The organism is Phenylobacterium sp. LjRoot219, from assembly GCF_964252995.1.
Taxonomy (GTDB): Bacteria; Pseudomonadota; Alphaproteobacteria; order Caulobacterales; family Caulobacteraceae; genus Phenylobacterium.
In genome coordinates this window covers 1,524,789-1,541,271 of sequence record NZ_CAXUQI020000001.1, presented here as the reverse complement: position 1 = coordinate 1,541,271, position 16,483 = coordinate 1,524,789, and the positions used below count along the sequence as shown (strand labels likewise).

19 protein-coding genes, 1 tRNA gene and 1 pseudogene are annotated in these 16,483 nt (G+C 69.3%); 11 read left to right on the top strand and 10 right to left on the bottom strand.

Annotated elements, in window-relative coordinates; translation table 11 throughout:
- Positions 1–137: 137 nt before the first annotated feature.
- Positions 138–350, top strand: coding sequence for a general stress protein (locus ACSQ14_RS07635; protein ID WP_436011305.1), 213 nt, complete (start codon positions 138–140; stop codon positions 348–350).
- Between the two features lie 95 nt (positions 351–445).
- Here the strand turns inward: ACSQ14_RS07635 and egtB are convergent, their stop codons facing one another.
- On the bottom strand, positions 446–2,659 hold the full coding sequence (gene egtB / locus ACSQ14_RS07630) for an ergothioneine biosynthesis protein EgtB (protein WP_436011303.1): 2,214 nt from the start codon (positions 2,657–2,659) through the stop codon (positions 446–448).
- A 216-nt stretch (positions 2,660–2,875) separates the two neighbouring features.
- Between egtB and ACSQ14_RS07625 the strand changes: the two genes are divergently transcribed.
- Complete coding sequence (locus ACSQ14_RS07625; protein WP_436011301.1) at positions 2,876–3,415, top strand: sigma-70 family RNA polymerase sigma factor; 540 nt, start codon at positions 2,876–2,878, stop codon at positions 3,413–3,415.
- A gap of 108 nt (positions 3,416–3,523) precedes the next feature.
- On the opposite strand, the gene ACSQ14_RS07620 is transcribed toward ACSQ14_RS07625, so the two are convergent.
- Positions 3,524–3,685: a hypothetical protein gene (locus ACSQ14_RS07620; protein WP_436011299.1), complete on the bottom strand. Its 162-nt coding sequence runs from the start codon at positions 3,683–3,685 to the stop codon at positions 3,524–3,526.
- Between the two features lie 127 nt (positions 3,686–3,812).
- Here ACSQ14_RS07620 and ACSQ14_RS07615 point away from each other — a divergent pair, with 127 nt between their 5' ends.
- Positions 3,813–4,499 carry a hypothetical protein gene (locus ACSQ14_RS07615; protein WP_436011297.1) on the top strand — a complete coding sequence of 229 codons (687 nt, stop codon included), beginning with the start codon at positions 3,813–3,815 and terminating at the stop codon, positions 4,497–4,499.
- 12 nt (positions 4,500–4,511) lie between these two features.
- On the opposite strand, the gene ACSQ14_RS07610 is transcribed toward ACSQ14_RS07615, so the two are convergent.
- Entirely contained in the window at positions 4,512–4,790 is a 279-nt protein-coding gene (locus tag ACSQ14_RS07610) for a hypothetical protein (RefSeq protein WP_436011295.1), read from the bottom strand.
- 135 nt (positions 4,791–4,925) lie between these two features.
- Between ACSQ14_RS07610 and ACSQ14_RS07605 the strand changes: the two genes are divergently transcribed.
- From ACSQ14_RS07605 to ACSQ14_RS07570, 8 genes are all read left to right on the top strand, one after another.
- The gene (locus tag ACSQ14_RS07605; protein ID WP_436011293.1) at positions 4,926–6,341 is read left to right on the top strand and encodes a cytochrome ubiquinol oxidase subunit I; all 1,416 of its coding nucleotides are present in this window, start codon (positions 4,926–4,928) and stop codon (positions 6,339–6,341) included.
- On the top strand, positions 6,338–7,360 hold the full coding sequence (cydB, locus tag ACSQ14_RS07600) for a cytochrome d ubiquinol oxidase subunit II (RefSeq protein ID WP_436011291.1): 1,023 nt from the start codon (positions 6,338–6,340) through the stop codon (positions 7,358–7,360). Before ACSQ14_RS07605 ends, cydB begins: the two co-directional genes overlap by 4 nt.
- Before the next feature lie 143 nt (positions 7,361–7,503).
- Positions 7,504–8,643: an endonuclease/exonuclease/phosphatase family protein gene (locus tag ACSQ14_RS07595; RefSeq protein ID WP_436011289.1), complete on the top strand. Its 1,140-nt coding sequence runs from the start codon at positions 7,504–7,506 to the stop codon at positions 8,641–8,643.
- A 147-nt stretch (positions 8,644–8,790) separates the two neighbouring features.
- The gene (locus ACSQ14_RS07590) at positions 8,791–9,978 is read left to right on the top strand and encodes an amidohydrolase family protein (RefSeq protein ID WP_436011287.1); all 1,188 of its coding nucleotides are present in this window, start codon (positions 8,791–8,793) and stop codon (positions 9,976–9,978) included.
- Positions 9,979–9,981: 3 nt separating this feature from the next.
- Positions 9,982–10,458 carry a cupin domain-containing protein gene (locus ACSQ14_RS07585; protein ID WP_436011285.1) on the top strand — a complete coding sequence of 159 codons (477 nt, stop codon included), beginning with the start codon at positions 9,982–9,984 and terminating at the stop codon, positions 10,456–10,458.
- Between the two features lie 13 nt (positions 10,459–10,471).
- Entirely contained in the window at positions 10,472–11,698 is a 1,227-nt protein-coding gene (locus tag ACSQ14_RS07580) for a CaiB/BaiF CoA transferase family protein (RefSeq protein WP_436011283.1), read from the top strand.
- A 22-nt stretch (positions 11,699–11,720) separates the two neighbouring features.
- The gene (locus ACSQ14_RS07575) at positions 11,721–12,470 is read left to right on the top strand and encodes an enoyl-CoA hydratase/isomerase family protein (RefSeq protein WP_436011281.1); all 750 of its coding nucleotides are present in this window, start codon (positions 11,721–11,723) and stop codon (positions 12,468–12,470) included.
- A 24-nt stretch (positions 12,471–12,494) separates the two neighbouring features.
- Positions 12,495–12,827, top strand: a complete 333-nt coding sequence (locus tag ACSQ14_RS07570) for an EthD domain-containing protein (RefSeq protein WP_436011279.1) — start codon at positions 12,495–12,497, stop codon at positions 12,825–12,827.
- Between the two features lie 61 nt (positions 12,828–12,888).
- Here the strand turns inward: ACSQ14_RS07570 and ACSQ14_RS07565 are convergent, their stop codons facing one another.
- The 7 genes and pseudogenes from ACSQ14_RS07565 to ACSQ14_RS07535 all read right to left on the bottom strand — a co-directional run bounded on the left by ACSQ14_RS07565 (position 12,889) and on the right by ACSQ14_RS07535 (position 16,347).
- A complete protein-coding gene (locus ACSQ14_RS07565) occupies positions 12,889–13,524 on the bottom strand; it encodes a DUF4142 domain-containing protein (protein WP_436011277.1) in 636 nt (211 codons plus the stop codon).
- A 299-nt stretch (positions 13,525–13,823) separates the two neighbouring features.
- The gene (locus tag ACSQ14_RS07560; RefSeq protein WP_436011275.1) at positions 13,824–14,156 is read right to left on the bottom strand and encodes a hypothetical protein; all 333 of its coding nucleotides are present in this window, start codon (positions 14,154–14,156) and stop codon (positions 13,824–13,826) included.
- Entirely contained in the window at positions 14,153–14,455 is a 303-nt protein-coding gene (locus tag ACSQ14_RS07555) for a hypothetical protein (protein ID WP_436011273.1), read from the bottom strand. The genes ACSQ14_RS07560 and ACSQ14_RS07555 overlap by 4 nt, the downstream gene beginning before the upstream one ends.
- Before the next feature lie 114 nt (positions 14,456–14,569).
- Positions 14,570–14,813, bottom strand: a pseudogene (locus ACSQ14_RS07550) (haloacid dehalogenase); the annotation flags it as partial.
- Positions 14,814–14,912: 99 nt separating this feature from the next.
- A tRNA-Ser gene (locus ACSQ14_RS07545) sits at positions 14,913–15,002 on the bottom strand.
- Between the two features lie 170 nt (positions 15,003–15,172).
- Positions 15,173–15,445, bottom strand: a complete 273-nt coding sequence (locus tag ACSQ14_RS07540) for a sel1 repeat family protein (protein ID WP_436011271.1) — start codon at positions 15,443–15,445, stop codon at positions 15,173–15,175.
- A gap of 182 nt (positions 15,446–15,627) precedes the next feature.
- Positions 15,628–16,347, bottom strand: coding sequence for a glutathione S-transferase N-terminal domain-containing protein (locus tag ACSQ14_RS07535; protein ID WP_436011269.1), 720 nt, complete (start codon positions 16,345–16,347; stop codon positions 15,628–15,630).
- Between the last annotated feature and the right edge of the window lie 136 nt (positions 16,348–16,483).

Genomic DNA, 16,483 nt, shown 5'->3' with positions numbered 1-16,483 from the left:
CTGCGTTTCGATGGTTAGCCTGACCGCAACCTCCCGCGAGACGCCATGTCCAACCCGACGAACACCCCCGATCCCCCCTCGTTCGGCGGCGCCTCGCTCCAATCAGCCGATCTCGTCGCCCGATTAGGAGAGTGACCATGCCAAACGTAGAATCCGGAAAGCCACGGGCCCGTCGCGGCTTCGCCGCCATGAACCCTGAGCGTCGCCGCGAGATCGCCCGCAAGGGCGGAGCCTCGGTGCCGGGCGAAAAGCGCAGCTTCGCCAAGGACCGCGATCTCGCCGCCTCCGCCGGCCGCAAGGGCGGTGAGGCCAGCCGCGGCGGCGGTCGGTCGCGCGGTCGCGAAGGCTGAATGCGCGTGCGCTGGATCTGAAGTTCGCCCGGTCATCGCCGGATGCGGACTTCAGATCCAAGCCCGCTCGCCGTTTCTCTCAGGCGCTCGGCTCATCACGCCTGCAGCAGCACCACGGCGAAAGCCGGATGGGCGCTCGCCCACCGCCGCTCGAGCCGCCAGCCGGCGGCGTCCGCAAGGCGCGCGAAGCCCTCGAGCGTGAATTTGTAGGAATTCTCGGTGTGCAGGCTCTCGCCTGCAGCGAAGGCGAACCGTCGGCCGCCCACCACCACCTCCTGATCCCGCAGGCTCTCGAGATGCATCTCGATGCGGCTCTCAGCCGGGTTCCAGCGCGCCCGATGGACGAAGCCCTCGAGATCGAAGTCGCCGCCCAGTTCGCGGTTGATCCGCGCCAGCAGATTCTTGTCGAACGCCGCCGTGACGCCGAGCGCGTCGTCGTAGGCCGCGACCAGCTCCCGTTCCGGCTTCACCAGGTCGATGCCGACGAGGAAGCGCGCGCCCTCCCCCAGCAGCCGCCGCGCCCGGGTCAGGAAGCTTCGCGCCTCCTCCGGTGAGAAGTTGCCGATCGTCGAGCCCGGGAAGAAGCCCAGGATCGGCCGCCCGGCGACCTCTTCGGGCAGCCGGATCGCGGTGGTGAAGTCCTCCGCCAACGGCGCCACGGTGAGCTTCGGATAGTCGCGGGCGATCGCGCGCGCCGCAGCGTCCAGCGCCTCGCGGCTGATGTCGATCGGCGCATAGGCCCCGAACTGCGGAGCGGCGTCGAGCAGGATGCGGGTCTTGACGCTGGCGCCGCTGCCGAATTCGACCAGCGCCGTCTCCGGCTCGATCAGCGCGGCGATGTCGCCCGCCACGCCGCGCAGCAGGCCGATCTCGGTGCGGGTCGGATAGTACTCGGCCAGCTCGCAGATCGCCTCGAACAGCCGCGAGCCCTCGGCGTCATAGAAGTATTTCGGCGACAGCGCCTTCTGCGGCAGCGCCAGCCCGGCCAGCACGTCGTCGAGGAAACGGCTCGCCGAGGCGCCGCCGCCGTCCATCGCCAGGCGCACGCCGGAGAACATCCAGCGCTGGTGGGGGTAGAAGAAGTTGCGGTAGCTCGGCCGCACATGGCCGCGCGGGGTGACGCAGGCGCCGCCGCGCAGCACGAACTGGCCGACCATGAACTTGCCGTTGTACTCGCCGACCGCGCCGGCCGCCGGCCGGAAGCCGGGATAGGGCGAATAGGCGCTGCGGGTCCATTCCCAGGCGTCGCCGAACATCTGCCGCAGGCCCTCGCGGGCCGGCGCGGCGGCGGTGTCGAGCCGGCCTGCGCCCAGGAAACGCCCCTCGCGCGGCGCGCCGGCGGCGGCGTTCTCCCATTCCGCCTCGGTCGGCAACCGCGCGCCGACCCAGGCGGCGTAGGCCTCGGCCTCGTAATAGCTGACGTGGCTGACCGGCGCGGCCGGCTCCAGGGCGCGCAGGCCGTGCAGCGTCATGGTCATCCAGCCGGACGGCGCCTCCTCCCAATAGAGCGGCGCGCGCCAGCCTTCGGCCTGCACCCGCGCCCAGCCGTCGGACAGCCACAGCTCAGGACGCTCGTAGCCTCCGTCGGCCATGAAGGCCCGCCACTCGGCGTTCGTCACGAGCCGGTCGGCCAGCCGGTACGGCTCGAGCCAGAGCTTGTGCCGCGGCCCCTCGTTGTCGAACGCGAAGCCTTGGCCGGCGTGGCCTATCTCGACCAGGCCGCCGTCGAAGTCGACGAAGACCAGCTCCGCCGGCGGGCCCCGGTCCGGCGCGCCGCGCGGGGGCGCGTAGGCCGGCTGCAGCGGCGAGCTGGCGAACAGATGCAGGATGTCCATCAGGATCAGCTCTTGGTGCTGCTCCTCGTGCGCCAGGCCCAGCGCCAGCAGCGGCTCCAGATCCGGGTCGGGATGCTCCAGCAGCCGCGCCATGCCGGCGTCGACGTGAGCGCGGTAGGCCAGCACGTCATCCAGCGACGGGCGGGTCAGCAGACCGCGCGCCGGCCGCGGCTGCCGCGCGCCGAGCGTTTCGTAATAAGAATTGAACAGATAGCCGAACCGCGGATCGAACAGCCGGTAGCCGGCCAGCCGCGGGGCCAGCAGGAAGGTCTCGAAGAACCAGCTGGTGTGCGCCAGGTGCCATTTGGTCGGGCTGGCGTCGGGCATCGACTGGGCGAGTTGGTCCTCCGGCGTGAGACTGCGGGTCAGCGCCTCGCTGGCCCGGCGCACCTCGCGATAGCGGGCGAGCCAGTCGGAGGACGACGACGCGCCAAGCGCGGTTCCGCCCGCGGCGGTTTCATGCGGGTGCACCATGTATTGCTCCTGCCGCGCCACCGGCGCGACAAAGCGCTCCGGCCGCCCCACTCAAGGTTCAGCTGATCGACGCCAACGTCCAGGGGTGGCGGGAAGTTCCGGCTCTCGGCCGTCGTTCTGCCCGCTGTGGCCGGAACGGATGCCAGGGGATCGCGTTGATCGGGCGCCGAGAGGTTGAGTGTCACGGGGCCTCACCAGGGCAGACTCGAGGGCGCCATGACCGCGACGTCTAGTTGGCGGGACGAAGTCGTCGCACTGATTCCAGCGCTGCGCGCGTTCGCCTGGTCACTGAGTCACAACGGCTCCGACGCCGATGACCTGGTGCAGGACACGCTGATCAAGGCCTGGACCAATCGCGACAAGTTCGAGATGGGCACCAACCTGCGCGCCTGGCTCTTCACCATCCTGCGGAACACCTACTACACGAACGTGCTGCGCCGCCGTCGCGAGGTGCGCGACGAACAGGGCGAGTACGCCGGAGCGCTGAAGGCCGCTCCGACCCAGGACTGGAGCGTGGCGATGCGTTCGCTGCAGACCGCCCTGCAGCAACTGCCCGACGAGCACCGCGAAGCGCTGATCCTGGTCGGGGCCGCCGGCCTGTCCTACGAAGAGGCGGCGGAGATCTGCGGCTGTGCGCTCGGCACCATCAAGAGCCGCGTGAACCGCGCCCGCGCCCGGTTGCTGAAGATCATGGACGCCGAAGACGCCACCGACGTGATGGCGCTGGAGACCCTGACCGTCGCCGGACGCGCCTAGAGCCCTTCCCACTCGCGATGGATCACGCGAGTGGATGAGACGGGCTCTCACTCCAAGACGACGATCCTGTTACCCCGCTGACTTGCCTCAAGTCAGGCGGAACAGAGTCTAGGCCGCCTTCTTCGCCGCCGCCCGCTCGGCCTCGTCCAGTTGATCGATCACGAAGCGCAGGCTGTCGGGTAAGACACGCGTCTGCACCGCGCTGAACAGGCTGCGCAGGGCGTCGTCGAGCGCCTGCTCCTCGGGACGGGTCGTGCTGCTGCGGGCCATCATTGCTCCCGTGGTCCTTTCGCCTTTGCGCGATCCCAAGGCCGATCGCAAGCGCCGCCGCGACAGGTGCGACCCTGCGGAACGGGTCCGCAGGCCGGCCGTTGGAAAGCTTGAGAAGGAGGCGAGCATGCCCAGGTGGGACGACCCGCGCGGCCGCCACGACGCCGAACGCGGGCGCTGGCGGCGGGACCTGATGCGCGAGCGCGGCGGGCCGCCGGGCCGCGAGCGCCGATCGTTTGGCGACGACAATCCCGATCGCTTCGAGGTCCGCGGCGAGGATCTCTGGCGTCATGACCGGCACGCCGGCCCCTACGACCAGGACCGAATCGCCTATCGCCGCCGTTACGAGGACGCCGGCAGCGCCGGCTACGATCGGCCGGGGCGCTCACGCGAGGACGAAACCAGCGCGGTCCATGGCGGCGAGCCTTACGCCTACGCCGGCCAGGAGTACGGCCAGGAGGGCTTCCACGCCGATGGCGCCCCGAACTGGGGCGCAGGGTTGGACGGGGAACGCCGCGCCAACTTCGACTTCGACGATCCCGGCGTCGGCCAGAGCCAGGCCGGCTACGGCTCGAGCGCCCAGACCCAGGTCGATCCGGAGTTCGACCCCGACTACCTGCACTGGCGCGACGCGCAGCTGCGCGCCCACGACCGCGACTACCAGAACTGGCGTGACGAGCAGCAGCGGCAGTACGACGAGCAGTACCGCCAGTTCCGCAGCGAACGTCAGCGCAACTTCGGCCGCGCCTTTCACGAATGGCGCTCCCAGCGCGGCGAGCCGCCGGCCGGCGGCCAGGAGGGCGAAGACCGCTGAACTGCGCGGGCGTCAGGCCGCGTCCAGATCCTGCATGCGACCGCAGCTGTCCTGCACCCAGATGCGCACCGCGCGCCCTTGCGCGCGCGCCTTGCGGGCAAGGCGAAGCGCCGCATCCTCCGCGTCGACGCGGTAGGCGAAGCGGCCCCATCGTCCGTGTTGCGCCAGGATCCGCCAGCCGTCCGAGAAGTGAACGACGGCGAGGCAAAGCGGGCCGGAGGCAGACATTTCTCGCAGACCTTGCAGGTGCGCCCCTGCGGCGCGGCGGCAGCGAAACACCGAACATTTCATCGGGTTCCGAGACTTAGCGAATGTAAATCCGACCCGGGCTCCGGGGTCGGCCGGCAGTCACCCTAGGGTCGTTACGGAGGTGCTCGGACGGGCAAAGCGGGTAGCTTCGCCGGGCGTCGCCCACTGGAGAACGCCATGGCGGATCTGAGCCCCCTCCTGCTCGCCAGGATCCAGTTCGGCTTCACGATCGCGTTCCACATCATCTTCCCGGCCTTCACCATCGGTCTGGCCAGCTACCTGGCGGTGCTCGAAGGCGCGTGGCTGGCGACCCGGCGCGAGGCGTTCCGCAACCTCTACCTGTTCTGGATGAAGGTCTTCGCCCTGGCCTTCGGCATGGGCGTCGTCTCCGGCGTGGTGATGAGCTACCAGCTGGGCACCAACTGGAGCGTCTTCTCCGACCGCACCGGCAGCGTGCTGGGTCCGCTGCTCGGCTACGAGGTGCTCACCGCCTTCTTCCTGGAGGCCTCCTTCCTCGGCATCATGCTGTTCGGCTGGCGCAAGGTCGGCCCGACGCTGCACTTCGTGGCCACCCTGTTCGTGGCGGTCGGCACCCTGTTCTCGGCCTTCTGGATCCTGTCGGCGAACTCCTGGATGCAGACGCCGCAGGGCTACGCGATCGAGGACGGCCGCTTCATCGCGGTCGACTGGTTCGAGGTCATCTTCAATCCCTCCTTCCCCTCGCGCCTCGCGCACATGGTGACCGCGGCCTACCTGACCACCGCCATGGTCGTGCTGGGCGCGTCGGCGCTGCAGGCGTTGCGCGGCAATGACGGCGCGGAGTCGCGGATCATGCGGCGGATGGCGATTGGCCTGATCGCGGTGCTCGCGCCGCTGCAACTGCTGATCGGCCACGAGAGCGGCGCCGTCGCGCACGAGCACCAGCCGACCAAGGTCGCGGCGATGGAGGGCTGGTGGGAGACCGGCCGCCAATCGACGATCCTGCTGGGCTGGCCGAACGACGCCGCCGAGAAAACCTACGTGTGGCTCGAAACGCCCAAGGGCTGGGGCAGCTGGATCGTCGCCGGGGACGCGAAGGCCGAGCTCAAGGGCATGAAGGCCTGGCCGCGCGAAGAACGGCCGCCGACGCTGATCCCGTTCTGGGGGTTCCGGGTGATGGTCGGCATGGGCCTGCTGATGATCGCCGTCGGCCTGTGGGGCGCGGGCCTCTGGGCGCTGCGCCGGCTCGACCAGAACCGGCTGTTTCACCGCATCGCCCTGCTCTCCGGGCCCGCCGGCTTCGTCGCGGTGCTGGCCGGCTGGATGACCACCGAGGTCGGCCGCCAGCCCTATGTGGTGTTCGGCCTGCTGCGCACGGCCGACGCGGTGTCGCCGGTGCCCGCCGCGCCGGTCGCCGGCTCGCTGCTGGTCTTCATGGTCACCTACGCCATCGTGTTCAGCGCCGGCGCTGTCTACATCGGCCGGCTGCTGCTGCAAGGGCCCGGCCCGCACGAGGTCCCGCCCGAAGCGCCGGAACCGCCCGGCAATCCGCTCGCCATGGCCAACGAACCCGCCCCTGGCGCGCATACCGGAGCCAGGGAGCCGCGCCGATGAACCTCGACCTGCCGCTGATCTGGGGCGTGGTGATCGCCGTCGCCGTCCTGATGTACGTCCTGCTCGACGGCTTCGACCTGGGCGTCGGCGCGCTGTTCCCGTTCGCCAGCGACGAAGAGCGCGACGTGATGACCGCCTCCATCGCCCCGGTGTGGGACGGCAACGAGACCTGGCTGGTGCTCGGCGGCGGCGGGCTCTTCGCCGCCTTCCCGCTGGCCTATTCGATCCTGATGCCGGCCTTCTACATGCCGATCATCCTGATGCTGGCGGCGTTGATCTTCCGCGGCGTGGCGTTCGAGTTCCGCGCCCACGGCCGCCGCCGCGGCCGCAGCTTCTGGACCTGGGCCTTCTCGATCGGCTCGATCGTCGCGACCATCGCCCAGGGCTTCGTGCTGGGCGCCTTCGTGCAGGGGGTGACGGTCAGCGGGCGCAGCTTCGCCGGCGGGCCGCTCGACTGGCTGACGCCGTTTTCCGTCCTGACCTCGGCCTCGCTGACCCTCGGCTACATGCTGCTCGGCGCGACCTGGCTGATCGGCAAGACCGAAGGCGATCTCCACGACAAGACCCGGCGTTGGGCGCGCTGGCTGGCGGTCGCGGTGGCCATCGCCATGGCGCTGGTCAGCCTCGCCACCCTGTCGGCCAGCCCGGAGGTGACCGCGCGCTGGGGGGTGTCGATAGCCGCGGTGGATTGGGGCCGGCTGCTGCCGCTCACCCCCGCCCCGCTGCTGGGCGCCGCGGGCCTGGCCCTGGTGGTCTTCGCCGCCGGCCGCGCCCGGTCGCGGTTCGCCGCCTATCTCGGCGCGGCGGCGGCCTTCCTGTCGGGCTACGCCGGCCTCGCCATCTCGATTGCGCCCTACGCCGTGCCCTATGAGGTGACGCTATGGCAGGCCGCGGCGCATGATAACGCTCTGGCGCTGCTGCTGGTCGGCGTGGTGATCCTGCTGCCGATGATCCTGAGCTACACTGCCTACGTCTATTGGGTGTTCCGTGGCAAAGCTTCCGCCGATCACAGCTACTGAGGTCCCGCTCCCGCTCTGGCGGCGGCTGGCCTGGTTCGCCGGCCTGTGGCTCGCCGGCCTTTGCGTGACCGCCGCCGTCGCCTACGGCCTGCGCGCCCTGCTCTTCGGTTGACGTCCCGATGAGCGCCGGCAGGAATCCTCCCATGACGCCCACGCCGCCCCGACCCTGGCGCCCGCTGCTCGCCGTCGTCCTGGCCCCTCTGCTGCTGGCCGCGGCGTCGAATCCGCCGACGCCGACGGCGGCGCCCTGCTTCGAACCGCAGCTGGAGCGGCTCGCGGACGGCTACGCCCGGACCACCCTCGACGTGATGACCTACAACATCGAAGGGCTCGCCTTTCCGGCGCGGATGAACCGCGGCCCGCGGCTGGCCGCCATCGGCAAGCAGCTTGCCGCCCTGCGCCAGACCGGTGACGCGCCCGACATCGTCCTGTTCCAGGAGGTGTTCAGCGACGCGGCGCGGAATGCGGTGACGATCGCCGGCTACCCGCACACCATTCACGGCCCGGGCCGCGGCCACAAGCGCGCCCTGCCGGCCGCCAAGGCTGTGCGCGTGGGCGCCGGCCGGCGCTCGTTCAAGCGGGGCGAGATCGGCCTCAAGTTCACCAGCGGCGGCCTGGCCATCGCCAGCCGCTACCCGATCGAGATGCACAAGTCCGAGCCGTTCGCCTCGAAGAGCTGCGCCGGCTTCGACTGCCTGGCCAACAAGGGTGCGCTGTTCGCCCGGGTGATGCTGCCCGGCGTGCCGGATCCGATCGACATCTTCGACACCCACATGAACTCGCGCACAGCGTCGGGCGCGCCGCCGCGACGGACGCTGCCGATCCACCACGCTCAGGCGGGCGAGCTGGCCAGCTTCATCGACGCGGTGAACAACGTCGGAAACCCGACACTGCTGGGCGGCGATTTCAACATGCGCCGCTCCGAGGCGCGGTTCGACTTCCTCGAGCCGTTGCTGCCGCTGACCCTGGTCCGGCGGTTCTGCCAGACGCTGGGCTCCGGCTGCGACGTGCGCATGTCCTCCGACGGCGACGCCCCGTGGATGGACACCCAGGACCTGCAATTCTTCCGCTCGGGCACTCGGGTGCAGGTGCGGCCGATCCGCATCGAGGCGCTGTTCGACGGATCGACAGACAGCCCGCAGCTGTCGGACCACGATGCCGTGCGCGTCGTCTACGAGCTGACCTGGCCGTCGCCCGACACCACCCAAGCCAAGCTGTGCGGCAAGCGCGAGGAACCTCAGCAGTCGGCCCAGCGGGCCTCCGCCACCCACTCGAGCCTCTGAATCCAACGAACCTTTGATCGCGCGAGCCCGTGAAAGCGCCGCGCCTCGCCGACCAAGCACTTGCTTGCTTTCGATCCGCGATTTAGCGTTCGTCACCGCGGCGCAAGCGAGAACGCCGCGAATTCAGAACACGGGAGGAAGTGCGCCATGGCTCTGGGCGAGAATGTCGACGTCAATCGCGAGTTCACCGCCGCGCCGCGCGTGGCCGACGATGTGGTCGACGCCGACGTGCACGTGACGCCGCCGCCGACCTTCTGGGCGGAATACCTCTCGCCGCAGTTCCGTGACCGCGCGCCGAGCGTCGAGAGCGACGGCGAGTTCGACTACATCGTCTTCGAGGGCGAGCGCCGCCAGGTGAACCTGATGCAGTCGCAGGCGGGCCGCGACTTCGATCAGTTCAAGAACGCCGGCAAGCTTTCCGACATGCGGGTCGGCGGCTGGATGCCCCAGCAGCGCCTGGCCGATATGGACCGCGACGGCATCGACAAGGGAGTGATCTTCGGCGGCGGGCCGCTGCAGACCGGCGACCTCGACCTCTACATGGACAGTTTCGACGCCTTCAACCGCTGGCAGTCGGACTTCTGCGCCGACTCCGACGGACGGCTGTTCGGCGCCGCCTTCCTGCCGATGGTCGACGTCCAGCACACCATCTCGATGATGCGGGCGGCGAAGCAGCGCGGCGACGTGGCGGTCAACCTGCCGGCCTTCCCGCAGTCGATCCACAAGTTCACCAAGAAGGATTCGATCTGGCAGGCGATGACCGGCGACGTCACCGGCGAGCGCCAGTATCGCGATCCTGAATTCGATCCGCTGTGGGCCGCGGCGGTCGAACTCGACATGCCGATCACCTTCCACCTCGGCGCGCGGGTCTCGCGCTTCAAGGACAAGACCAACTTCCTGCCCGACGTGGTGATGGGCAAGCCGGCCATGCTCGAGATCCCGGCGATCATGATCTACGGCGGGGTGTTCGACCGCTTCCCCGAGTTGCGCATCGGCCTGATCGAGGCCGGCGTCGGCTGGATCCCCTGGGCCGCCAACTACATGGACCGCACCTGGTTCATGCAGCGCCACTGGACCGAGTGCGCGATCCAGCACGCCCCCAGCCACTACTTCGACCAGAACGTCTACGCCTCCTTCATCTCCGACCCGATCGGAGTGGAGCTGCGCCATCACCCCGGCGGCAAGAACATCATGTGGTCGTCGGACTACCCGCACTCGGAGACCACCTTCCCGCACTCGCACGAGGTGATCGCCGACAACTTCAAGGGCGTGCCGGAGGCCGAGCGGGACTGGATCATCTCCGGCTGCGCCAAGAAGTTCTACGGGCTCAGCTAGGCCATGAGCGAAGCGACGAAGACCCCGGCGACGGCGGCTCCGCCGCGCCGGGTGGTGACCGGCCTCGACGCGGACGGTCGCTCCTGCGTCCAGATCGACGGCCCCGCCAAGACGGTGATCTGGTCGACCAAGGAACTGCCCGCCGACAACAGCGGCGACGCCGACACCGGCGGCGGACGCTTCCGCTTCCCGACCAGCGGGGCGGACTTCGTCTTCTCGGACTTCCCGCCCCGCGGCGGCGGCGGCTCCTTCATGCACGCCACCGACACCCTCGACTTCCTGGTCGTCGTCTTCGGCGAGGTGACCCTGATCACCGAGACCGGCGAGACCCTGCTGAAGGCCGGCGACGTTTTGGTCGACCGCGGGGTGATGCACGGCTGGCGCAATGACAGCGACCTGCCCTGCCGGATCGTCAACGTCCTGCTGCCGGCCCATCCGGTCGGCCCGGGCGCGACGGTCGCCGGCGAACTCGATCACTGAGGGAGCTTCGGCCATGACCCGCGTGATGGACGGCGTGCGTGTGCTGGAGGTGGCCCAGTACACCTTCGTGCCGGCGGCCGGCGCCGTGCTCGCCGACTGGGGCGCCGACGTCATCAAGATCGAGCCGCCCGGCCGCGGCGACACCCAGCGCGGCTTCCTGCGGGTCGGCTCGATCCCGGTGAACCCGCAGCGCAACACGGTGATGGAGCACCCCAACCGCGGCAAGCGCAGCGTCTGCGTCGACCTGACCACGCCGGAAGGCCGTGAGCTGATCTACGAGATCGCCAAGACCTGCGACGTCTTCCTCACCAACTACCTTCCCGCCCAGCGGCAGAAGCTGAAGGTCGATCTCGAGCACATCCGCGCGGCCAATCCGAACATCGTCTATGCCCGCGGCAGCGCGCATGGCGACAAGGGCCCGCAGCGCGAGGCCGGCGGCTTCGACAGCACCGCCTTCTGGACCCGCGGCGGGGTCGGGGTGGCGATGACGCCGGAAGAGCTCGACGGCCCGCTGATGCAGGGACTGCCCGGCTTCGGCGACACCATCGGCGGGATGAACATCGCCGGCGGCATCGCCGCGGCCCTGTTCCACCGCGAGCGCACCGGCAAGGCGCTGGAGCTCGACGTCTCGCTGCTGTCGACCGCCTGGTGGGCGGCGGCCTCCGGCCTGGCGCTCGGCCTGGAGACCGGCCAGATCACCCACGCGCCGATGCCGCGTTCGGGCGCCAGCCCGGGCAACCCGTTCATGGGCGTGTTCCGCACCGCCGACGGCCGCTCGATCAACCTCTGCATCCTGACGCCCGGCCCCTACATCCGCGACACCTTCGAGCACCTCGGCCTGGCCGAGCTGGCCGACGATCCGCGGTTCGCCACCGTCGAGGCGCTGCTGGCCAACGCCCAGGCCGCCGGCGAGCAGGTCGCCAAGGCCTTCGCCGGCGAGTCGATGGACTACTGGCGCGGCCGGCTCGGCACCATGCGCGGCCAGTGGGCGGCCTTCCAAAGCGTGCTCGACCTGGCCACCGACGAGCAGGCGCTGGCCAACGACATGCTGATCGAGGTCGAGGCCGTCGACGGCGGCCCGCCGATCCGCCTGGCCCGCAACCCGGTGCAGTTCGAGCATGCGCCGGTGACCACCAGCCGCGCGCCGCAGCCCTCCGAGCACACCGAACAGTTCCTGCTGGAACTGGGCCTCGACTGGGCGCGCATGGACCAGCTGAAGACCCTGGGCGCCATCGGCTGACCCGCCGCCTACGGAGACCGCCATGAAGCTTTCCGACTACGCCGACCGGTACAGCAACATCCGGTTCGACCGGTCGGACGGGGTGCTGGAGGTCACGCTGCACACCCGCGGCGGCGAGGCGCTGTGGGGCGCCAGCGCGCGCAGCCTGCACAACGAGCTCGGCCACGCCTTCGTCGACATCGCCCGCGACCGCGAGACGAAGGTCGTGCTGCTGACCGGCACCGGATCGTCCTTCATCGCGGCGATGGACCCGGAGGATCGCGCGCCGGAAGCCGGCCTCGCGGAGATGTGGGACCGGATCTACCCCGAGGGCGTGGCCCTGCTGGAAAGCCTGCTGGCCATCCCGGTGCCGGTGATCGCCGCGGTCAACGGGCCGGCGCTGATCCACGCCGAGATCGCCGTGCTGAGCGACATCGTGCTGGCGGCCGAGCACGCCGAGTTCGCCGACCTGGCGCACGGCCTGACCGGCGTCGTGCCGGGCGACGGCGTGCAGACCGTCTGGCCGATGCTGCTGGGGCCGAACCGCGGCCGCTACTTCCTGCTGACCGCCCAGCGGCTCAGCGCCCAGGAGGCGCTGCGGCTGGGCGTGGTCGGCGAGGTGCTGCCGGCCGACCAGCTGCTGCCGCGGGCGCGGGAGCATGCCCGTCGGCTCGCCGCCCTGCCCCACCGGATGCTGCGCCACACCCGCACCGTGCTGGTCCGCGACCTGCGCCGGCGGCTGCGCGACGAGATCGACCTCGGCCTGGCGGTCGAGGCGCTGGCGACGCTCTGAGAGACCTGGCTGAGAGGGACCGCGATGTTCAAGACGATCTGGATGATGAAGCGCAAACCCGGCCTCAGCCGCGAGGCCTTCGTCACCGACTACGAGACGGTCCACAAGGTGCTCGGCGAGACGGTGCTGAAGCCGATCGCCCGCCGCTACGTGCGACGCTACTTCACCCGCATCGACGACGCCGCGGCCGAGCCGGTGTTCGACGTGATGACCGAAGTCACCTTCGACGACCGCGCCGCCTACGAGCAGGCGATGGTCGGCCTGCGCAGCGAGGAGATGCTCGCCGACTTCATGCGGATCTTCGATCCGAACTCGGTGGTGCAGTACGCGGTCGAGGAGCGCGAGTCGGCGCTCTAGACGCTCATTGCGGAAAATCCCCGGGCGGCGGACGGCTCGTCCACCGCCCGAGGGCCACGCGCTATTTCATCGCGACCTGCAACTCGTGGACCTTGTCGAGGTGGGCCTGGACCCTGGGGACCGCCTTCGCAGCCGCGGGCTTGATATCCGCGCTTTCGCCGCCCTCGGCGTAGCCCTTCAGCAGGTCGAGCTCCGCCTGCTGGGCGGCCTGCTGCTGTTGGAGGTAGAGCTTGTCGAAGTCCGCGGGGCTGGCCGCATTCAGGGCGGCGATCATGCCCTTGCCGCGTGCGCCGAGCTCGGTCGGCGGCTTCACCTTGGTGGCCACGAACAGGTGCTTCATCTGATTGGTCATCGCCGGGTGGTCGGTGACCATCGACTTGCCGAACTCCTTCACCGCCGGTGACTGGCCCTTTTCCTCGGCGATCTTGCCGGCCTGGACCTGATACAGGTCCGTGAGCGTGACCCCGGTGATCAGCGCCTCAGTGCTGTTGGGGGTGGTGGCCGCGGCGGGGGTCGGCTCGATGGGGCCGGCGGCCGCGGCTGGGGCGGCGTTCACCGGCGCGGCGGCGTTGCCGGGCGCGACGACTTCCGGGGCGGCCGCGGTTTCCGGCGCGGCAGCCTCTGGGGTCGCCGCCTTCTTCTCGCAGGCGGCGAGCGACAGCGCGGCCGCAGCCGCGAGCAACATGACGTGTTTCATCGTCCCAGCTCCCAAGATTTCCCCGAGAACAACAACGCCGCCGTCCTCGCGGCTATCGGGCAAGACCCGCAGGAACAGCGAAGTTTGATCCTAGGCGTTTGGGGTGGGGCGCTTGGTAGAGGGAGCAGAACTGGCGGACCGGCGGAGCAGTGACGCCGGCCTAGTTGACTCCCGCCGGGGCGTGATGCGCCGTCGCACGCTGTCGCCGACCGTGGGCGAGGCTAGCCCTTCGACGCCTTTCCGGCCTTTCGGCGACCGCAGCGGGTTCGGGACCGCCTTCTGGCCATCAGCCGGCTGGCTTACGGAGCCTTTGTTCCCGTACCTGTGCTCATCATGGCTGAGCACTTCTTGTGCATCTCGGCCATTTCTTCCTTGGTCAGGGGCTTGCCGTTCGGCCACATGGCCACGCCGCTTTTGTCGCGGCTGTGTTCGTGGACGGACTTGTTACTCATGTCCTTGCCCATGACCGACTTGCACATCTCGTGCATCGACTTCTCGTCCATCCCTTCCATCGAATGCGCATGCGCCGATTGACCTCCTGCGCCCACGGGGGGCGAGGCAGGTTGAGCAGCCCACGCGGAGGCGGTCGCGAGCGCGGCAACGAGCGTTGCAGTTGCGAATATGGCGTTCATGCGCGAAGGCTCCGTTGGTTGCTGGTCCCGCGATGTTCCGCGAAGCTGAAGACGTTGTAGGTGGCGGCGATAAGCGCGCCCGTGACTGCGCCGAACGCGACCGACCAGCAAAGGCCGATGCCAAGCGCCGCCAGGGAGGCGACTGGAGCCAGGGTGAAGATTGAGATGTACATGTGGGAGCCACCGGTAAATCCGGCAGCGGCGGCGGCCCAGCAGACCGCGTAAAGGACCGCGAGGACTGCGGCGCCTGTTAGTGCACACCGCAGAGCGCTCAAGTGAGATGCAGAAGCGTCCGGCATTGGAGCCTCCCGTGTATGCAACCTCGCCATTCTCGCCTGTCCGGGCCGCATGCCCCATGACATAGGTCAACCAGCGCTCAGGGTCTGGAGTTGCCGCGTAGCGTGGGGCTCGGTTCAGAGCTTGACGGCGCGAAAGCGCAGGGCGTCGGCAATCACACTGAAAGACGAGAGCGCCATCGCCGCCGCCGCGATCTGGGGCGACAATACGAGCTTCAAGGCGGGATAGAGGCCCCCCGCCGCAACCGGCACGCCCGCCACGTTGTAGAGAAGGCGAACACTAGGTTCTGGCGGATATTGCGCCTCACCGCCCGCGCCAGCCGCTCGCCCGCACCAGACCCGTCAGGTCGCCTTTCGGCAGGGGGCAAGGCCCACGGGAAGCGCAGCGTACCTCGGTTGGCGGTCTAGTTGGTGGGCAAGAGCACCCACCTTTAAAAAAGCCAACAAAATCGAAGAAAAATGGCGGTGACGGAGGGATTCGAACCCTCGATACCCTTTCGAGTATGACGATTTAGCAAACCGTTGCCTTCAGCCACTCGGCCACGTCACCAGCACTTCCGACCGAGGTGGCTTGCCCCGGCCAGCTCGTCGCCCGGGTCGGGCGTCGAGGGACGCCCCTCATAGCCGAACCGCGCGCCCGCGGGCAACGGGTCGTTTGCGGGAAAATCCGCGAAGCTGGGGACGACCGTTCGGCTGGGCCCAGCTTCGAGGCTCAAGCCGTCAGCCGTGCGACAGCCACTCGCGGGCCTGACGCTGCGCTTCGGCGACTTCGTCGGAGCACATCTCGCCGGCCAGCTCCTTGCGGTAGACCTTGGCTTCGAGCGAGCCGCGCATGGCGGCCAGGTTGAACAGCATGTGCGCCGAGACATAGTCCAGCGGCGCGCCGCCCTGCCCCGTCGAATAGAGCAGGCCGAGGCGGAACAGCTCGTCACCCGAAGCGTGGGAGGTGGGAAGCGGCAGGCCTTCGTTGGCGACTTCCAGGCGGGGCAACATGATCCTTGATCCCTGTGGCGACGGGTGAGGCTCCGTTCTGGAGCTGTCGACACCCGTCTTCAGGCCTGCAGGAAAGCCGATCCCACCTGAACACATGGTTAAAGCGCAGATGTCTGCGCTTCATCATGAATCACCGCGCAAGCAAACGGCCCGCCTGCTGGCGCGAGATCTTGTCCGCCGGCTCAGCGCTGGTTGAAGAGCACCCGGCGCTGGGCGTCGGCTTCCTTTCCGGGTGTGGCTAGGTTCAGGGTGCGCACCGTTTCGGCGTGGGCCATCGCCCGCTGCACCGCCGGGCGCGCCTCGATGCGCTCCCACCAGGCCTTCACGTGCGCGAACTCCTCGAGGACGATTCCCTGGCCGGGCCAGGAGGAGATCCACGGCCAGATCGCCATGTCGGCGATCGACAGGGCCCCGGCGACGAAGTCGCGGCCCGTCAGCCGGCGGTCCAGCACGCCGTACAGGCGGTGCACCTCGTTGGTGTAGCGATGGGCGCCGTAGGCCACCTGCCGCTGGTCGGCGGTCATCGTCGGGGCATAGCCGCGGAAGTGGTGCGCCTGGCCGGCCATCGGCCCGAGGCCCGCCACCTGCCAGAACAGCCATTCCTCGACCGCCACCCGCTCGCGCGCGTCCGCGCCGTAGAACTGGCCGCTCTTGCGGCCGAGGTACTGCAGGATGGCCCCGGATTCGAACACTGAGATCGGCTGGCCGTCCGGGCCGTCGGGATCGACGATCGCCGGCATGCGGTTGTTCGGGCTGATCGCCAGGAATTCGGGGCGGAACTGCTCGCCCGCGCCGATGTTCACCGGCCGGATCTCGTAGGGCAGCCCCATCTCCTCGAGGGCGATGGTGACCTTGTGCCCGTTCGGCGTGGGCCAGTAGTGCAACTCGATCGGCTGGGCCATGCCCGTCATTCCTCGTGCTGTCGACGACAGGTGTTAGATGGCGCGCAAGGGGCGCACGGCAACCGTTCCGGCTGAGCTTTATTCGGGCAGCTCTTGCGTGCGCGCAGCGTTCAGCCTCAGTTCACGCGACCGGGAC